This is a genomic window from Marinobacter sp. V032 (genome assembly GCF_052645435.1).
The window spans coordinates 1,841,615-1,858,897 of the sequence record NZ_JBQXYE010000001.1 but is presented as its reverse complement, the minus strand read 5'-3'; the positions used below and the strand labels follow the sequence as shown (position 1 = coordinate 1,858,897).

Below are 17,283 nucleotides of genomic sequence, written 5' to 3'. Positions count from 1 at the left end.
AGCCATTTCCTGTTATGCGTGAGGAATGCTTGAACAGCGACAACGCCAAACAATTTGATCTCAAACCCGCCGACACCCGCCGCCTCGCGGCCGTATGCGGACAATTTGATGAACACCTGAAGCACATTGAACGCCGGATGAGCGTACGCATCGGCTATCGGGGCCAGCATTTCCGCATTGAAGGCGAAACCGAGCGGGCCAACGCCGCGGCAGAAATCATCCGCCACCTTTATCGGGAAACCGAAGCACTGACTGATATTTCGCCGGACATGGTGCATCTGTTCATCCGCGAATCAGGCTTTGAACGCCTGCCGGATGCGCGCCCCTATGACGGCTCGCAGATCATCATTAAAACACCCAAGTTGCAGGCCCGCCCGCGAGGCGAGAATCAACAGCGCTACGTGCACAGCGTGCGCACTCATGACGTCAATTTTGGTATTGGCCCTGCTGGCACCGGCAAGACATGGCTGGCCGTTGCTTGCGCTGTGGAAGCGCTGAAAGACGAGCAGGTCAAGCGCATCATGCTGGTTCGCCCGGCTGTGGAAGCAGGCGAAAAGCTAGGCTTTCTTCCTGGTGATCTGGCACAGAAGGTCGATCCCTATCTCCGCCCCCTTTACGACGCACTGTATGAGATGCTGGGATTCGAACAGGTCACCAAGCTGATCGAGAAAAGCGTGATCGAAATTGCGCCGCTTGCCTTCATGCGCGGCCGCACACTGAATAATGCGTTTATTATTCTCGATGAAAGCCAGAACACCACCCGCGAGCAGATGAAGATGTTTCTGACCCGGATCGGTTTTGGTTCTACCGCAGTCATCACCGGCGATACCACTCAGGTCGATCTACCCAAGGGACAACAGTCCGGGCTGGTTCAGGCCACGGCAATACTGGAAAATGTCCCCGGTATCGGATTTACCCACTTCGGTGCCAAAGACGTGGTTCGCCATCCGCTGGTTCAGCGCATTGTTGAAGCCTACGATGGTCATGATGCCAGCCTCTCAAGTGGCGGGCGCGATCAGTGAGTGACCTTGCAGTTGATCTCCAGATCGCGTCCGAGGCAACTGATTTACCCGGCGAAGCAGAACTGTCCAGATGGGCTTCCCTGGCCTGGCTGGGCGAAGCCCCGTCCGAAGTCACCATCCGGATTGTCGATGAATCGGAAAGCACCGAGTTGAACGGCCAGTACCGTCAAAAACACCGCCCGACCAATGTACTGTCCTTTCCCTTTGAGCAGCCGGAAGGTATAACAGTGCCCCTGGCAGGCGATCTGGTGATTTGTGCCAGCGTTGTCGCCCGGGAAGCCGGTGAACAACATAAAAGCCGCGACGCCCACTGGGCACACATGGTTATTCATGGCATGCTCCATTTGCAGGGGTATGATCATATCGACGACAGGGATGCCGACATCATGGAAGCCACGGAAATCAGGCTTTTACATGAACTCGGCTTTAGCAATCCCTACATTACAGAGGAAACGGATCAGGACTCATGAGCGACGATCACTCGAGTCGCAGTCAGGGCAACAAGTCCTGGCTGGAGCGCATATCTCAGGCTTTTTCCAACGAGCCAGAATCCATCACCGATATCCTTGAGATTCTCAGGGATGCAGAAGATCACAACATCATCGATGCTGATGCCATGAGCATTATCGAGGGGGCCATGCAGGTCACCGATATGCGCGCCGATGAAATCATGATTCCCCGGTCCCAGATGGTCACCGTCAAGGCCAGCACCGATCCGAAATCATTCCTGACGGAAATCATGGACTCGGCGCACAGCCGCTTCCCGGTTATCGGAGACAGCCAGGACGACGTGATTGGCGTGCTCCTGGCCAAGGATCTGCTGCCACTCGCACTGAACAATGACCTCAGCTGGAGCAAAATCCGCGAGGTGCTGCGTCCGCCGACCTTCGTACCGGAAAGCAAACGCCTGAACCAACTGTTAAAAGAGTTCAAGGAAACCCGCAACCACATGGCGATCGTCGTAGACGAGTACGGCGGCACCGCGGGACTGATCACCATTGAAGATGTGTTGGAGCAAATCGTCGGCGAGATAGAAGATGAACACGACTTCGACGAAGAAACCCACATCAAGGCACGTGCCGACGGCAATTACGCGGTCAAGGCAGTGACCTCGGTTGAGGACTTTAACGAGTTCTTTGACTGCAAGCTTGACGAAGAAGACTTCGACACGATCGGAGGCCTGGTACTCAAAGAGTTCGGGCACCTGCCTCGTCGCGGCGAAGAAACCAGCTTTGGCGGATTTCAGTTCACGATTCTGAACGCGGATAATCGCGTTATCCGGCTGATTCAGGTCCGCCGTCATGAATCATGACCACAATACGCCGCTGAACCTCTGGCGTGCCATTGCCCTGATCGTTGCGGGGGCACTTCAGACCCTCACATTTTCACCGTTTGACCTGACGGTAATCGGCCCTCTGTCGATCCTGTTGGCGCTGTTTGCAGTCATACCGGTTACCGGTCAGCACCTGTTTCGCGCCGGCTGGCTGCTGGGCGTGGGCCTGTTTGGCAGTGGCGCCTCCTGGGTCTACATCAGCATCAGCCAATACGGCAACACCTCGGTTCTGGTGTCGGTCATCCTGACGGCGCTATTCGTGGCCGGCCTTGGGCTGTTCCACGGCCTGACTTTCTGGGCCTGGGGCAAGGTTGCCCGCGACCGCAAAATCCATCGGCTCATTCTGTTCCCCGCTTTCTGGGTTCTGGGCGACTGGCTGCGAAGCTGGTTCCTGACCGGATTCCCGTGGTTGTACCTGGGCACCGCGCAGGTTGATGGGCCGCTGGCAAACCTGGCCCCTGTTGTTGGTGTCTATGGCGTGACGATGGTGATTGTCGCAACTGGCGTGGTGCTCTATGCACTAATCCCGGCGATCCGACAGAAGCGGCGCGGCGCCATTTTGCTGCTGTCGCTTTCCCTCATTGTTCCCTGGGCTCTTACGCCGGCGCTGAAAGACACCAGCTGGACCGATCGGGCAGACAAACCGCTATCGGTCGCTGCCATGCAAGGCAATATTCCCCAGCTCATCAAATGGGACCCCGAATTCATGCAGCACCAGATGGAAACCTATCTGGCGCTGACGTCCCCCCATTGGGAACGTGACCTGATTCTCTGGCCGGAAACCGCCATACCCATCACCCAGAATCAGGCCGGCCCATTGATTGACATGATTGCGAAGCGACTGGGGCCGGACTCAACCCTGATCACCGGCATCCCCTGGTATGGGTTCAGCGATGAGCTGGAAGACTTCACGTACCGCAACAGCATTATGGCCATTGGCGCCGGTGAAGGCATGTACTTCAAGCAGCGACTGGTGCCGTTTGGTGAATATGTGCCTTTGCAGAATTGGCTCCGCGGCCTGATCGGCTTCTTTGACCTGCCCATGTCGAGTTTCTCGCGGGGGCCAGAAAACCAGTCGCCGCTGACTGCCGGTGACGACAAGGTGATGCCCTTTATCTGTTACGAAATCGCCTATCCCGATTTCGTCGCCCGTAACGCCTGGAATACCGACCTGTTGATTACCATCAGCAACGATGGCTGGTTCGGACATTCGATCGGCCCCCTGCAGCATTTACAGATGGCGCGCATGCGGGCGTTGGAAACAGGCCGTTTTGTGCTGCGAGGCACCAACAACGGGGTCACAGCCATTATCGATGATCACGGCCAGATCACGGCTCAGATCCCGCAGTTCGAAAAAGGCGTCATGCTGGGAGAGGTGTACACAGTGACAGGCAAAACGCCGTACATGGCAACCGGCTCCTGGCCGGTACTGACGCTGGCGATGATCCTGATCGTATTTGCCAGACCACGGGCGCTGCCGAAGCCCTCCCGCCAGACACACGCGGGCTGAGCGCGGCGCTCAGCCTTTTGGCAAATACGCATTACGGCCAACCAGACTGCAGAACTGAACCGTTCAGCGCTGCTATTCCGGTGAAACCTTCCCGCTCACTTCGGGATCATGAGGCCAGCGCGCCGTGATGCGTTCAAAGTAATGTGAACTGCAGGCGTCACAGGGGTTGAGATGACTGGTCTCCACCAGGCACACCATATGCCCGCAGGCAAGGCAGCGCAGCACACCGGCGGTGGCAATCTCGCCACTGATGTACTGTCCCGGGTCATGGTGTAGCTTGTGATCAAGCTCAAGCGTCTCAAGCCGGGTCTTGTCCGCGATAGAAAACAGCAAATCGGCCAACTGGCGTTCTATCAGCGCCAGATCGAGTCGCAACCACTCACTGACGCCATCCCCGGTTTCCTCTACGAAGTTCATCAGGTGGGCGATATCCCGCTTGACGTAGGCGCCCAGCAGATCAATTTCCTCGCGGGTCATCTCTTCAAGTTCAAGCTCGAACTCGACTGCTTCGTCGATACTGTCACGCAGGGTATCCCAGCTTTTTCGCTCCACTGAATTGAGCCGTGTTTCGACCCTCTCCAGCATCCGGTTGTATGCTCGCAGAGCCTGTCCTGAAAACTCGTGTTTTTGCTGTTCACTCATGACAATCGCCTCGTGTTGCCCCGGCTACTCCGGAAAGCGACAGTGCAGAATCGCACGGGAAGCTCTCCTGACCCTTCAAGTTTGACACAAACCCGGGCACCCTGCCGGCGAAGTGAGTTACGATCCTGTAGGCGTTTGCTGCAACAGGCTACCTGTCCGCTGCTGTGTGCGGTAAAATACGCCATCTTCCGCTGACAGATCGTTTGCCGCACTGCAAACCTTCAGGGACAACTCCACATCGACAGATTGACACAGGGTAACCTCAGTAATGGCTGGAATGGACGAGCAATATCGCCCGCAGGATATCGAGAAAAAAGCCCAACAGTTCTGGGAAACCAATCAGACCTTCTCGGTTAAAGATGAGCCGGGCAAACCCAAATACTACTGCCTGTCGATGTTCCCCTACCCCAGCGGCAAGCTGCACATGGGCCACGTCCGCAACTACACCATCGGCGATGTCGTCAGCCGCTATCAGCGCATGCTGGGCAAAAATGTCATGCAGCCCATGGGTTGGGATGCTTTTGGTTTGCCCGCAGAAAATGCGGCCGTCAAGAACAAGTCAGCGCCGGCCAAGTGGACCTACTCCAATATCGAATACATGAAAAACCAGCTACGCCAGCTCGGTTTTGGTTATGACTGGAAGCGTGAATTCGCCACCTGCCGACCCGAATATTACAAGTGGGAACAGTGGTTCTTCACCAAGCTGTACGAGAAAGGCCTGGTCTACAAGAAGATGGCGACCGTCAACTGGGACCCGATTGACCAGACTGTGCTGGCGAACGAGCAGGTCGTCGATGGCCGCGGCTGGCGCTCAGGTGCACTGGTCGAGCAGAAAAAGATCCCCCAGTGGTTTATCAAAATCACCGACTACGCCGAAGAGCTGCTGAACGATCTGGATCAGCTTGAAGAGTGGCCTGACCAGGTGCGTACCATGCAGCGTAACTGGATCGGCAAATCCACCGGCGTCGAGCTGACGTTTGCCCTCAAGGACCGGGACGATGCGCTGGAGGTTTACACCACCCGCCCCGACACGCTGATGGGCGTGACCTACATGGCGGTGTCTGCTGAGCATCCTCTGGCGCAAGCCGCAGCGGAGCGCAACAAGGAAGTCGCCGCCTTCGCCGAAAGCTGCCGCAACAACAAGGTGGCAGAGGCGGATCTTGCGACCATGGAGAAGCTGGGCATCGATACCGGCTTTAAAGCCATTCATCCGCTGACTCACGATCTGGTGCCGGTATTCATCGCCAACTTCGTGTTGACCGACTATGGCACTGGCGCTTTGATGGCTGTTCCTGCTCATGATGAGCGCGACCACGAATTTGCCGTCAAATACCAGCTACCGATTCGTCAGGTTGTGTCGCCCAACGATCACCGTGAAATCGACACCCAGGAAGCCGCTTTCCCGGAGAAAGGCTTCCTTGTTAATTCAGGTACATACAACGGCCTGACCAGCGAAGAAGCCTTTGATGCCATTGCTGACTATCTTGAGCAGAACGGCATAGGTGCACGCAAGGTCAATTATCGCCTGCGCGACTGGGGCGTATCCCGTCAGCGTTACTGGGGCGCACCGATCCCCATGATGACTCTCGACGACGGTACCGAAATGCCCGTGCCAGAAGATCAGCTGCCGGTGCGGTTGCCTGAAGATGTGGAGATGGACGGCGTAAAATCGCCAATCAAGGCCGATCCCGAGTGGGCCAGAACCACCTATAACGGCCAGCCCGCAACCCTGGAAACCGATACCTTTGACACCTTCATGGAGTCATCCTGGTACTATGCCCGCTTCTGCAGCCCCGACTACGACAAGGGTATGCTCGACCCTGCCGCTGCCAACTACTGGCTGCCGGTTGATCAGTATATCGGCGGCATCGAACACGCGATTCTGCACCTGCTTTACGCACGCTTCTTCCACAAGCTGCTCCGCGACGTAGGGCTGGTTGAAAGCTCGGAACCCTTCAAGCGCCTGCTTTGTCAGGGCATGGTACTGGCCGAAACCTATTTCCGTGAAGACGATAGCGGCGGCAAGGAATGGATCTCGCCGGCAGACGTTACCGTCGAACGCAATGACAAGGGACAGGTAACCAGCGCCAGCCATATTGGCGATGGCCAGCCGGTCCAGTCTGGCGGCATCTCCAAGATGTCGAAGTCGAAGAACAACGGCATAGATCCGCAATCCATCATTGATCAGCACGGCGCCGACACGGTGCGCCTGTTCATGATGTTCGCCGCGCCACCGGAGCAATCGCTGGAATGGTCTGACAGCGGCGTAGAAGGTGCTCACCGCTTCCTCAAGCGTCTCTGGCGCATGGTCACTGAACATTCGGCTAACAGCGGTACAACAGCTATAGATCCAGCTTCACTGACAGACCATCAGCGGGATATTCGCCGCAAGACGCACGAGACCATTGACCGGGTCAGCAAAGATGTCAGCCAGCGACTGGTATTCAACACGGCTATTGCCGCAGTCATGGAGCTTTTGAACGAAGTCAGCAAACTGAACGATGGCAGCGCCGAAGACTACCCGGTTGTTCAGGAAGCACTGGATACCGCGGTATTGTTGCTCTCGCCGATTACGCCCCATATCTGCCACACACTATGGGAAATGCTGGGCCATGAGACCGCAGTAGTGGACGCATCCTGGCCAGAAGCGGACGCAGACGCGATGGTCCGCTCCACCCTGCAGGTGGTCTTCCAGGTGAACGGTAAAGTGCGCTCAAAAGCTGATGTGCCTGCTGATATCCAGAAAGACGCCCTTGAATCGCTGGCGCTGGCTGACGAGAACGTCAAACGATTCACCGACGACAAAACCGTGCGCAAGGTTATTGTGGTGCCCGGCAAGCTCGTCAATATCGTCGCCAACTGATCGATGGCGCCGGGTGTTTGGCATCCGGCGCCGTTTCCACATTGCACGTTACCGGCAGGGAGCAGCGTACATGCCTCACAACCGCCACCACCTCAATCCGTTGTTGAACTCCGCAACAATCGCAGCGATGTGCGCGGTGCTCGCAGGATGTGGCTTTCAGCTGCGCGGCGCACCACCCGTATCAGAAGCCATGCAGCCGCTCAGTGTTGAATGCGACAGCTCGATCCCGTTCGACCTGTGTGATGCGATCAAAACCCAGTTTAATGAGGGTGAGATCGCGCTGGTGCCTGCTGACGAGGCAAAGTATCAGATCAAACTCAAGAATTTCTCGGAAGTGCGCCGCGCCAGCGCCATTCAGCTAGACGCTTCGGCGGCGGAGTATGATGTTCGCCAGAAGGTATTGATGGATGTCATCAGCGCTGATGACATCCCGGCACTGGCGAATGCCGAGGTGCGCTCCAGTGATATCTACAAATATGACGACACCAACGTGCTGGCCAAGCGTCGCGAGGAAGAAGACCTTCGCGAGAAGCTCTATCAGCGCATTGCCCAGCAGGTTATATTCCGGCTCGCTCCGCTAACCCCCCAGCGGCTGGAAGCTATCCGCAGTGAATATGAAGCCAATCAAAAGCAGTCGGAAAACGGCACCAGCGCGCCTGACGACACCGCGCCGGAAACCCAATGAAAACAACGCCGGCTCAGCTCGATCAGGCCTTGTCCAGAGGGCTCGCGCCAGTCTATCTGGTGTCGGGAGACGAGCCCCTGCTGGTTGACGAGTGCTGCGACCGCATTCGCAAAGCTGCACGGAATGCCGGCTTTAATGACCGCCTCACCTTTCATGCTGATCGAGGTCTCAACTGGAATCAGGTCAACGAGGAGCTCAATGCCCTGTCGTTGTTTGCCGAACAGCGACGTATCGAGATACACCTCCCCACCGGTAAGCTGGGCGACGGGCGCCCGGTTGTGGAGCAGATGCTGCAGTCTCCACCCGACGATATTATTCTGATCCTGATCAGCACCAAGCTCGATGCGGCTGAAATCCGCCGTAAATGGTATAAACAGCTCGTCGACAAAGGCGTGCATGTTCCGGTCTGGCCAGTCGAGCCGGACAAGTTCCCAGGCTGGCTACAGCAGCGCGCACGGGCACAGGGGCTGACGCTGACACAAGGCGCTCTCGATGAGTTGTCGGAACGACTGGAAGGCAACCTCCTCGCCGCCAATCAGGAAATGGCCAGGCTGGCGCTGTTATCCCCTGACAAAACCATCGACGAAAACATTGTCAGCCAGGCGGTAGAGGATAGCGCCCGCTTCAACGTATTCGAACTGGTGGCCGACATCATGCTGGGCAAAGCCGCCCAAGCCCAACGGATCATCGGGGCTTTGCAACAGGAAGCTGACAGCCCTCTCGGACTGCTTGCCATTCTCAGCCGGGATCTCCGCATGGCCGCACGCCTGCAGCAGGCCATGGCACAGGGTGAACAGTCCAGACAGTTCTTCCGCTCACAGAACGTGCGGCAACCACAGCGCATGAAACAACTCGAGCAAGCTGCTCGCAGGCTGCATCCGGAACAACTGCGCCGTGCCATTCTCCGCTGCAGTGACATTGACCGAAGCGCCAAAGGGTTTGACCCACTTTCACCCTGGCATCATCTCCGCTCACTGACTCAGGAACTGTCAGTTCGCCGCTGACGCTCCACTACCCTCTTGGTTGATACCTCAAGTCCCCGGGCGCATCGTTAAAAGGATCGGGCCATATGGGGGCTATCGCTCATGAGGTGGAAAGAAAAACTGAAAAGACTCGCCCGCGCGACTCGACACCAGCGGGACGCAATACACCTGCAGCTTCATCTCGCTCACCAGAATCCAAGAGATGAATGGGAAGATCTTGAGCGGGACTGGGAACGTTTTCGCCACAAGCTCAGGCAGATCCTGCACAACGCCGCACAGGCAATGGATAAGACCCTCCGTGTGACACACAAAGGCGGCAGGAATTTACGGCAAGTATACGAAAATTGGCACCGGCGACTATTGTAAACTGATTCGGAAAGCGACATATTCAGGATCAAGCCACCGAACACAGGCTGGCTTAAAACACCAGAAAGGCATCAGGTAACAACACCTGGCGCCTTGAACACTGGCAGGGTTTGTTGCGGGTATGACTGTCGGAAGGCCCGATCTGCTATGCCATTTGCGCTGTACAGAGGTTACAACGTAACCATGAGATGCATACTCAAGAGTTGTTCAAGTTTCCTGATTGCGTTCTGCCTGGCGGGCACTGCTTATGGGCAAGACGGCCAAACCACATTCAGTGACCCGGAAAAAACCGTTCAGGACGTGTTCTGGAAGCAACTCTACGCGGAGGGAGGGAAAACCTTTTTCTGCGGGAAGACATTTTCAAACAAAGGTTTTTTGATCACCCAGGGCTATATCTACCCTCTTGCCCACATCCGAAGCACACTTAAATGCGGCACCCTGTCGCAATGCGAGAAAGACGAACACTACCGCTATATCGCATCAGACCTCCACAACATGATCCCGGTACAAAGCAGTGTCGAACTGTGGCGCCGCAATGCGAGCTATGCCCAGCTGACTGAAAATCAGCCCACCGAAAAATGCGACATTCGCGCCACTCTGCGTGAAATAGAGCCACCGAATGCAGTAAAAGGTGATGTCGCCCGCGCGGTTGCCTACATGGCAAAAACCTACCATCTACCGCTGACAACTGCGCCGCAGATTCTGATCCAGTGGAGCAACGATGACCCACCTGACGAGCATGAACTGCAAATCAATACGCTGATTGAAAACCTGCAGGGCAACAGTAACCCGTTTGTCACTGACCCTGCCCAGATAACCCGCATTTCAGACCTGGTACTTTAATCCCTGGCGCGTTGAATTACTGCCGCAGTCCTGCCAAACATAAAAAAGCCGCATACCAGAACAGTATGCGGCTTTTTTGTCAGACTGATCCTGAGATCAGAACTCTTCTGCGGTCAGATCCATCATGGCATCACTTCCGCTACGAATACCTTCCGCCAGTGATACTGTTTTCGGCAACAGACGGTTAAAGTAGAAACGTGCGGTTTTCAGCTTGCCGGTATAGAAACCTGAGCTGTCGGCTTCTGCCTTCGGAGCAGCTGCTTTGACTATCCGGGCCCACATATAGGCCAACGCGGTGAGACCAAACAGGTCAAGATAATCGACAGATGCCGCACCCACTTCATTCGGGTCCTCAGCTGACGCATTGATGACATGCTCGGTGACATCCGACAGACGCTCCAGCGCAGCCGCCAAAGGCTCAAGGTATGGACGCAGCGTTGCATCCCCGCTGTTCGCCTCAATGAACTCCGCCACATCCTGCGCGAACAGTTCGTAGAAGCGCCCCTGGTTCGCCACTACCTTACGGCCCATCAGATCCAGCGCCTGAATACCGTTAGTTCCCTCGTAAATCTGGGTGATCCGCACGTCGCGAACCAATTGCTCCTGACCCCATTCACGAATGAAGCCATGGCCGCCAAACACCTGCTGACCGATGATGCAGGCTTCCAGACCGCGGTCTGTCAGAAACGCCTTGGCCACAGGCGTCAGCAACGCCACCATACCCTCAGCATGCTCGCGACGGGCATCATCCTCGGCATACTTGGCGATATCGAGCCATTGCGCCACGTAGGTTGAGAACGCTCGACCGCCTTCTACATAGCCTTTCATGGTCAACAGCATGCGGCGTACGTCCGGATGCACAATGATCGGATCAGCTGCCTTGTCAGCATTCTGCGCACCAGTCGGGGCACGACTCTGTATCCGGTCAAGCGCGTAGGCCCGAGCACTCTGCAGTGATGCTTCGGCTGCACCAACGCCCTGAATCCCCACGCCCAAACGCTCGTAGTTCATCATGGTGAACATGGCGTTCAAACCCTTGTTCGGCTCGCCGATCAACCAGCCGGTGGCTTCGTCGAAGTTCATCACGCAGGTTGCCGAACCCTTGATTCCCATTTTCTTTTCAATCGAACCACAGGACAGGCTGTTGTGCTCGCCCAAGGAACCATCGTCGTTCACCAGCAGCTTGGGCACCAGGAACAACGAAATACCCTTCGGCCCTTTGGGAGCATCCGGCAGCTTCGCCAGTACGAGATGGATGATGTTCTCAGCCATATCGTGCTCGCCCCAAGTAATAAAGATCTTGGTGCCAGTGATCTTGTATGAACCATCGTCATTGGGAACTGCTTTTGAACGGATAATGCCTAGATCAGTACCGGCATGAGGCTCGGTCAGATCCATCGCCCCGGACCAGACGCCCGAATACATGTTTGGCAGGTACTTTTCTTTAAGTGCCTCGCTACCATGGGCATTCAGCGCCAGGCAGGCGCCGGCCGTCAGCATTGGCGCAAGTCCGAAAGCGATGTTTGCACCCTGCAGCATTTCTTCAAACTGGGCCACCAGCGTCTTGGGCATCCCCATACCACCAAAATCGGGGTTGCCACCCAGGCAGTTCCAGCCACCTTCAACGATTGTCTGGTAGGCCTCGCGGAACCCTTCTGGCGAGGTTACGACGCCATCATTCCACTGGCAGCCTTGCTCATCACCTTCGCGATTCAGTGGCGCGATAACGCCGCTTGTGATCTTGCCCGCCTCTTCGATGATGGCGTCAGCCGTTTCCGGATCAACGTTCTCGGCAACCTTCGGGAGCGATGCCCAGAGTGACGGGGCATCAAACACTTCGTTCAGTACAAATCGGATATCGCGCAATGGCGCCTGATAATCAGCCATTTAATAATCCTCTGTCAGTGTGCGTGGGCGATCTAGCAGTCTAATAATTGGGGATGATTTTACCGCAATTCAGGCGGTAACTCATTTCGCATTACCCCGAGTACCGAGATAAGGCAATATTAAAAAAAAAGGCCCGCCTCAATTGAGTACGGGCCCGTTCTGCCTTACAGAGACATCACATCAGAATGCGAATGCGTCTTCCGGCATATCCATCAAAGTGTCAGAACCGGCCAGCATGGTTTCGGCATGCCCCTTGGTGCGTGGCAGCAGACGCTTGAAGTAGAAGCGTGCAGTCAACACCTTGGCGTTGTAGAAAGCTTCTTCCTGAGTGCCTTCAGCCATCTTGTCCAGCGCCACCTTGGCCATCTGGGCCCACAGGTAAGCGAAGACCGCATAGCCCGAGTACATCAGGTAGTCGACGGAAGCCGAACCCACCTCATCACGGTTCTTCATAGCGTTCATGCCCACTTTCATGGTCAGATCGCCCCACTCCTTGTTGAGTGCCTGCAGCGGCTCAACAAACTCCTTCAACTGTTCGTTGTCAGCATTTTCCTTGCAGAAAACGTGGACCTTTTTGGTGAAGACTTTCAGCGCTTCGCCTTGGGTCATCAGTACTTTACGGCCCAGCAGATCCAGTGCCTGGATACCAGTAGTGCCTTCATAAATCATACCGATGCGGGAATCACGAACGTTCTGCTCCATGCCCCACTCAGCGATGTAACCGTGACCACCAAATACCTGCATCCCCAGGTTGGCAGACTCATAACCGATCTCGGTCAAGAATGCCTTGGCAATTGGTGTCAGGAAACCAAGCAGCTCGTCGGCTTCTTTGCGCTCTTCTTCAGTCTTGCCGCTGTGAACGATGTCCACCTGCTGGGCCGCCAGATAAATCAGGGCGCGGGCACCTTCCGCCACGCTCTTCTGGGTCAGCAGCATACGGCGCACGTCAGGGTGCACAATAATCGGATCAGCCGGGCCGTCGGTGTTCTTGGGACCGGTCAATGAACGCATCGCCAGACGGTCTTTGGAGTATGCCAGTGAGCCCTGGAAGCCCAGCTCAGCGGAACCCAGCCCCTGGATAGCAGTACCGATACGAGCAGTGTTCATGAAGGTGAACATGCAGTTGAGGCCTTTGTTCTCAGGCCCGATCAGCCAGCCTTTAGCGCCGTCAAAGTTCATCACGCAGGTCGCGTTACCGTGAATACCCATCTTGTGCTCAAGGGAGCCACAGCTTACGGCGTTACGCTCACCCACGCTGCCATCTTCATTAGGCAGGAACTTGGGAACGATAAACAGTGAGATACCCTTGGTACCTTCAGGCGCGCCCGGCAGACGTGCCAGAACGATATGAACAATGTTCTCCGCCATGTCGTGCTCACCGGCAGAGATGAAAATTTTGGTGCCGGAGATGCTGTAGCTTCCATCGGCGTTAGGCTCAGCCTTGGAACGCAGAATACCGAGGTCGGAACCACAGTGAGGCTCGGTCAGACACATAGTGCCTGTCCACTCACCACTGATAAGACGCGTCAGGTAAGTTTGCTTCTGCTTTTCGGAACCGTGCGCTTCAATCGTGTTAGTCGCACCGTGGCTCAGACCCGGATACATGCCCCAGGACCAGTTAGACGTACCAACCATCTCGCTGATAACGATCCCGATAGAGTTAGGCAGCCCCTGGCCACCGTAATTCGGGTCAGCGGTCATTGAAGCCCAGCCACCTTCAACATACTGCTGATAGGCCTCTTTAAAGCCAGTCGGCGTTTTAACGCCTTCTGCGCTCCAGGTACATCCTTCGTTATCGCCCACGGCATTCAGTGGTGAAAGTACCTGCTCACAAAACTTGGCACCTTCCTGAATGATGGCATCAACCATATCCGGAGTCGCGTCTTCAGCGCCTTCCAGGCCAGCATAGTGCTGCTCGCTGTTCAGCAGCTCGTTCATTACAAACTTGATTTCACGCAGGGGCGCTTTGTATTCAGGCATGGAATTCACCTCAGTTCTCGGTTGTGTCTGTCTCCAATACGACAGAGCACCAGCCTTGGTTTTACTCGTAGGTAATCGCAGTTGCGCTACCTGTTAATTAAACGGTTGTTTGAAACATACGTTTGCAGCCATTCTATTGTCAAGAGGCTAACCACTAATTTGTGTTGCTTTAGGCAACCGAATTAGTGGTTAATTATAGGAATCAATGAGTTGAGAAAAGTCAGGCGGTGGCCTGAAAAGAGGGGCTATCAGGGACAGGGTCCGTATTACCGAGGTCAGAAATACGCTGATAGGTCGAAGTCCGGCTTTCATCTGCGCCGTTCAGCGCGCTTTTTTCACCGTCCTCGTCGGCACTGTCTAGCGCCGTTTTATCTTCGCTTTTTTCAGCCGCCAGCTCGAGCTGCGCCTTTAACATAATCTGCATCGCCTTTGCAGCGACCTGCCGATCCTGCGATGAAGGCTCGGCTGGCGCCAGTGCAGCAGCCTGCACCACACGCATTTTATCAATAGTCGCTTGCGGATTATTGGCAACGGCGGCGATATCGATGGGCACCTCTCCACCAACCGCGTACTGGGCACCATCCGGACCGCGCTCGTAACTGTAGCTTGCCGCACCAGCATGCTGGCCACCCACACTTTGATGGGCGGCCTCATGGGCTCGAACCTCACGATCACGTGCTTTCAGGGCTTGCAGTTGCTGAAGTTCGGCTTCCTCAAGCTCCCGCCGCACACCTTTAGCCTGATCCGTTTCGCTTTTGTCACCGGGGCGCTCAGCATCCGATTTGGCAGATACCGGCCTGGCGGTCTGGAGCTCATCTTTTTGAGTGACGACAGCTGAATTGGAAGCGACAGCAGAAGGACCGCCGTAGTGCGTTACGCCAGGATAAAGAGAAGATGAAGTGGAAAAAGCGACAGACATGGCTCGCAAGTCCGAATTAAGTGTCAAGCCATGATGTCGAGAAGAGAACCGAGTGTTTCATCGGCTGTTTTCACAACCTGAGCAGAAGCTTCGACACTTCTGGAGTATAACTTCAAATCGACGATGGGCTCAGCCAAACCACCGCTTCCGGCAATGGCGCTTTCACCGCCGGTACCCTGCGGGCCATCAACACCTGATCGGGCGATACGCTTGGCAGCATTTTCCGCGCCGGCAATACCGTCCTGAATACCTTTCACGCCAATCGCGAAACTGTTATTGATGTTACTGCTGATCATATGGCCACCGCTGATTAAACCATTACCTCAAGTTGACCAGATTTCTGTTCAAAAATCAATCAGCGGTCGAATATCCAGATTCAGTGCCAGCGCGGCAGGGTCCGGCTCAGCCTGCCAGGGTAAATCACCCAGAAAGGGCGCCCGCAGGTGGCTTTTCAGATAGTCAAGATTCTCGGCCTCACGCGCCATAGGCTCTCTGGTTGGCCGGTTACCAACCCAGCCCGCCAGCACCAGACCGTCATTTCGAATAGCTTCGGCCGTTAACAAAGCGTGGTTAATACACCCCAACTGAAGCGGCACAACCATAACCACGGGCAACTGCATTTCCTGAGCAACCCGGGAATAGGTTTCACGGTCATTCAGTGGTACTCGCCAGCCCCCAGCTCCTTCAACCAGAAACAGCTCGGCCGGGCGCATCTGAAACCCGCGACACAGGCCAACCAACCGCTGAGAGGAAAGCTGCCGACCCGCTTCCTGCGCTGCAATATGGGGCGCAATCGCAGGCAACATGGCAATCGGGTTAATCTGCTCGTAGGGCACGCGCTCTGACATGGCCGCCTGCAACATCAGAGCATCATCGTTGCGAAGCCCCTCAGGCGTCTCTTCGCAACCTGAAGCAACGGGTTTCATTGCCAGTGTTCTCAACCCCCGACTGTTAGCCGCATGCAATAAGGCCGCGGTAACCAGGGTTTTACCGACACCTGTATCAGTGCCGGTGATAAAATAACTGCGTTTACCCATGACTACTGTTCACTCTTATGCGCTCTTTCACTTATATGTCAGGCGGCTGATTCAGGCGATAACTGCCGGCACGCTGCCAGTGCATTCAGCAATCTATCGAGATGCGCCTCGTTGTGTGAGGCACTGAATGTTACCCGCAACCGCGACTCCCCTTCCGGCACTGTTGGCGGCCTGATGGCAGTAACCCAGATGCCGCGTGCCTCCAGAGCCTTGCTCAACGCAAGCGCCGACCACGCATCACCGACCAGGATTGGCTGAATAGGCGTCGCTGAAGGCATTAAAGTGAAACCGAGGCGGCTCGCCTCTGAGCGGAAGCGGTCAATCAAATGCTTCAGATGGACGCGGCGATCATTTGCCTGCTCCAGCAATGCCACACTGGTACAGCTTGCATAAGCGACAGCCGGCGGCATCGCCGTCGTGTATATATAGGTGCGCGCTTTTTGTACCAGATAATCGGTCAGTAGCGAAGAGCCGGCCACGAAAGCACCACTTGTACCAAACGCTTTGCCCAATGTTCCGATGACAAGCGGAACATCCGCCTCATCCAATCCGAAATGCGCTACCGTGCCGCGCCCTTCCGGGCCGAGACAGCCAAAACCGTGCGCATCGTCTACGATCAGCAGCGCATCGTGTGCCCGGCACACTGCCGCCAACTCTGGCAAAGGCGCCAGGTCGCCATCCATACTGAACACACCATCCGTAACCACCAGCTTGTGGCCCTCGGTTTCCGCCAACTGGCGCTCCAGATCACCAACATCCGCATGGGCGTACTGACGGATTGTGGCCCGGCTCAGCTTGCACCCATCAATAATTGAAGCGTGGTTGAGCCGGTCCGAGAAAACGGTATCCCCCCGACCAGCCAATGCACTGATTACGCCCATGTTGGCCATGTAGCCCGTGGAAAAAAACAGGGCAGACTCGCGCTGCGAAAAAGTGGCCAGCGCCTCTTCCAGTTGATGATGAGCCGCGTGATGACCACAGATCAGGTGCGATGCAGCGCCACCCAGCCCTGCAGTGCCAAGCGACTCTCGCAACGTCTTGATAGTGGCAGGGTGGTTGGCCAGCCCCAGGTAGTCATTGCTACAGAAGGACAACACCGGCCGGCCCTCAACCACCATTTCCGGCTGCTGAGGGCTCTCTACCTGACGGCGCCAGCGATACAGCCCCTGCTCCCGCCGTTTATCCAGCTCCGCTTTAAAGTCGCGCACAGCCA

Annotated in this window: 15 protein-coding genes; 8 read left to right on the top strand and 7 right to left on the bottom strand. The window is 55.9% G+C overall.

Features of this window, described 5'->3' with window-relative positions:
* Positions 1-29: 29 nt before the first annotated feature.
* From ACUN9X_RS08535 to lnt, 4 genes are read left to right on the top strand one after another with little or no spacing between them, the layout of a single operon-like run.
* Positions 30-1,022 (top strand): PhoH family protein, encoded by a 993-nt coding sequence (locus ACUN9X_RS08535; RefSeq protein WP_445472781.1) that lies wholly within the window; start codon positions 30-32, stop codon positions 1,020-1,022.
* Positions 1,019-1,492: an rRNA maturation RNase YbeY gene (ybeY, locus tag ACUN9X_RS08530; RefSeq protein ID WP_260035896.1), complete on the top strand. Its 474-nt coding sequence runs from the start codon at positions 1,019-1,021 to the stop codon at positions 1,490-1,492. Before ACUN9X_RS08535 ends, ybeY begins: the two co-directional genes overlap by 4 nt.
* Positions 1,489-2,334 carry an HlyC/CorC family transporter gene (locus ACUN9X_RS08525; RefSeq protein WP_260035897.1) on the top strand — a complete coding sequence of 282 codons (846 nt, stop codon included), beginning with the start codon at positions 1,489-1,491 and terminating at the stop codon, positions 2,332-2,334. The genes ybeY and ACUN9X_RS08525 overlap by 4 nt, the downstream gene beginning before the upstream one ends.
* Entirely contained in the window at positions 2,324-3,865 is a 1,542-nt protein-coding gene (lnt, locus tag ACUN9X_RS08520; RefSeq protein WP_445472780.1) for an apolipoprotein N-acyltransferase, read from the top strand. Before ACUN9X_RS08525 ends, lnt begins: the two co-directional genes overlap by 11 nt.
* A 72-nt stretch (positions 3,866-3,937) precedes the next feature.
* Here the strand turns inward: lnt and ACUN9X_RS08515 are convergent, their stop codons facing one another.
* Positions 3,938-4,507: a zinc ribbon-containing protein gene (locus tag ACUN9X_RS08515; protein ID WP_445472779.1), complete on the bottom strand. Its 570-nt coding sequence runs from the start codon at positions 4,505-4,507 to the stop codon at positions 3,938-3,940.
* A 277-nt stretch (positions 4,508-4,784) separates the two neighbouring features.
* On the opposite strand from ACUN9X_RS08515, the gene leuS reads away from it, so the two are divergent.
* From leuS to ACUN9X_RS08495, 4 genes are all read left to right on the top strand, one after another.
* Positions 4,785-7,370 (top strand): leucine--tRNA ligase, encoded by a 2,586-nt coding sequence (gene leuS, locus ACUN9X_RS08510; protein ID WP_445473199.1) that lies wholly within the window; start codon positions 4,785-4,787, stop codon positions 7,368-7,370.
* A 70-nt stretch (positions 7,371-7,440) separates the two neighbouring features.
* Positions 7,441-8,055: an LPS-assembly lipoprotein LptE gene (locus tag ACUN9X_RS08505; protein WP_260035903.1), complete on the top strand. Its 615-nt coding sequence runs from the start codon at positions 7,441-7,443 to the stop codon at positions 8,053-8,055.
* Positions 8,052-9,059 (top strand): DNA polymerase III subunit delta, encoded by a 1,008-nt coding sequence (holA, locus tag ACUN9X_RS08500; protein ID WP_260035905.1) that lies wholly within the window; start codon positions 8,052-8,054, stop codon positions 9,057-9,059. The genes ACUN9X_RS08505 and holA overlap by 4 nt, the downstream gene beginning before the upstream one ends.
* Positions 9,060-9,587: 528 nt before the next feature.
* Positions 9,588-10,247, top strand: coding sequence for an endonuclease (locus tag ACUN9X_RS08495; RefSeq protein WP_445472778.1), 660 nt, complete (start codon positions 9,588-9,590; stop codon positions 10,245-10,247).
* A 96-nt stretch (positions 10,248-10,343) separates the two neighbouring features.
* On the opposite strand, the gene ACUN9X_RS08490 is transcribed toward ACUN9X_RS08495, so the two are convergent.
* From ACUN9X_RS08490 to bioF, 6 genes are all read right to left on the bottom strand, one after another.
* Positions 10,344-12,134 carry an acyl-CoA dehydrogenase C-terminal domain-containing protein gene (locus ACUN9X_RS08490; protein ID WP_260035907.1) on the bottom strand — a complete coding sequence of 597 codons (1,791 nt, stop codon included), beginning with the start codon at positions 12,132-12,134 and terminating at the stop codon, positions 10,344-10,346.
* Between the two features lie 180 nt (positions 12,135-12,314).
* Positions 12,315-14,114, bottom strand: coding sequence for an acyl-CoA dehydrogenase C-terminal domain-containing protein (locus tag ACUN9X_RS08485; RefSeq protein ID WP_445472777.1), 1,800 nt, complete (start codon positions 14,112-14,114; stop codon positions 12,315-12,317).
* Between the two features lie 220 nt (positions 14,115-14,334).
* Complete coding sequence (locus tag ACUN9X_RS08480) at positions 14,335-15,033, bottom strand: putative metalloprotease CJM1_0395 family protein (protein WP_445472776.1); 699 nt, start codon at positions 15,031-15,033, stop codon at positions 14,335-14,337.
* Positions 15,034-15,056: 23 nt separating this feature from the next.
* The gene (locus ACUN9X_RS08475) at positions 15,057-15,329 is read right to left on the bottom strand and encodes a flagellar biosynthesis protein FlgE (RefSeq protein WP_260035911.1); all 273 of its coding nucleotides are present in this window, start codon (positions 15,327-15,329) and stop codon (positions 15,057-15,059) included.
* A gap of 48 nt (positions 15,330-15,377) precedes the next feature.
* Positions 15,378-16,070, bottom strand: a complete 693-nt coding sequence (gene bioD / locus ACUN9X_RS08470; RefSeq protein ID WP_445472775.1) for a dethiobiotin synthase — start codon at positions 16,068-16,070, stop codon at positions 15,378-15,380.
* 38 nt (positions 16,071-16,108) lie between these two features.
* Positions 16,109-17,278 carry an 8-amino-7-oxononanoate synthase gene (gene bioF / locus ACUN9X_RS08465; protein ID WP_445472774.1) on the bottom strand — a complete coding sequence of 390 codons (1,170 nt, stop codon included), beginning with the start codon at positions 17,276-17,278 and terminating at the stop codon, positions 16,109-16,111.
* Between the last annotated feature and the right edge of the window lie 5 nt (positions 17,279-17,283).

Excerpts from the sequence above, each read along its gene's own strand:
- ACUN9X_RS08525 (WP_260035897.1), top strand. The coding sequence starts at position 1,489 with ATGAGCGACGATCACTCGAGTCGCAGTCAGGGCAACAAGTCCTGGCTG.
- lnt (WP_445472780.1), top strand. The coding sequence starts at position 2,324 with ATGAATCATGACCACAATACGCCGCTGAACCTCTGGCGTGCCATTGCC.
- ACUN9X_RS08515 (WP_445472779.1), bottom strand. The coding sequence starts at position 4,507 with ATGAGTGAACAGCAAAAACACGAGTTTTCAGGACAGGCTCTGCGAGCA.
- leuS (WP_445473199.1), top strand. The coding sequence starts at position 4,785 with ATGGACGAGCAATATCGCCCGCAGGATATCGAGAAAAAAGCCCAACAG.
- ACUN9X_RS08505 (WP_260035903.1), top strand. The coding sequence starts at position 7,441 with ATGCCTCACAACCGCCACCACCTCAATCCGTTGTTGAACTCCGCAACA.
- holA (WP_260035905.1), top strand. The coding sequence starts at position 8,052 with ATGAAAACAACGCCGGCTCAGCTCGATCAGGCCTTGTCCAGAGGGCTC.
- ACUN9X_RS08495 (WP_445472778.1), top strand. The coding sequence starts at position 9,588 with ATGAGATGCATACTCAAGAGTTGTTCAAGTTTCCTGATTGCGTTCTGC.
- ACUN9X_RS08490 (WP_260035907.1), bottom strand. The coding sequence starts at position 12,134 with ATGGCTGATTATCAGGCGCCATTGCGCGATATCCGATTTGTACTGAAC.
- ACUN9X_RS08485 (WP_445472777.1), bottom strand. The coding sequence starts at position 14,114 with ATGCCTGAATACAAAGCGCCCCTGCGTGAAATCAAGTTTGTAATGAAC.
- ACUN9X_RS08480 (WP_445472776.1), bottom strand. The coding sequence starts at position 15,033 with ATGTCTGTCGCTTTTTCCACTTCATCTTCTCTTTATCCTGGCGTAACG.
- ACUN9X_RS08475 (WP_260035911.1), bottom strand. The coding sequence starts at position 15,329 with ATGATCAGCAGTAACATCAATAACAGTTTCGCGATTGGCGTGAAAGGT.
- bioD (WP_445472775.1), bottom strand. The coding sequence starts at position 16,070 with ATGGGTAAACGCAGTTATTTTATCACCGGCACTGATACAGGTGTCGGT.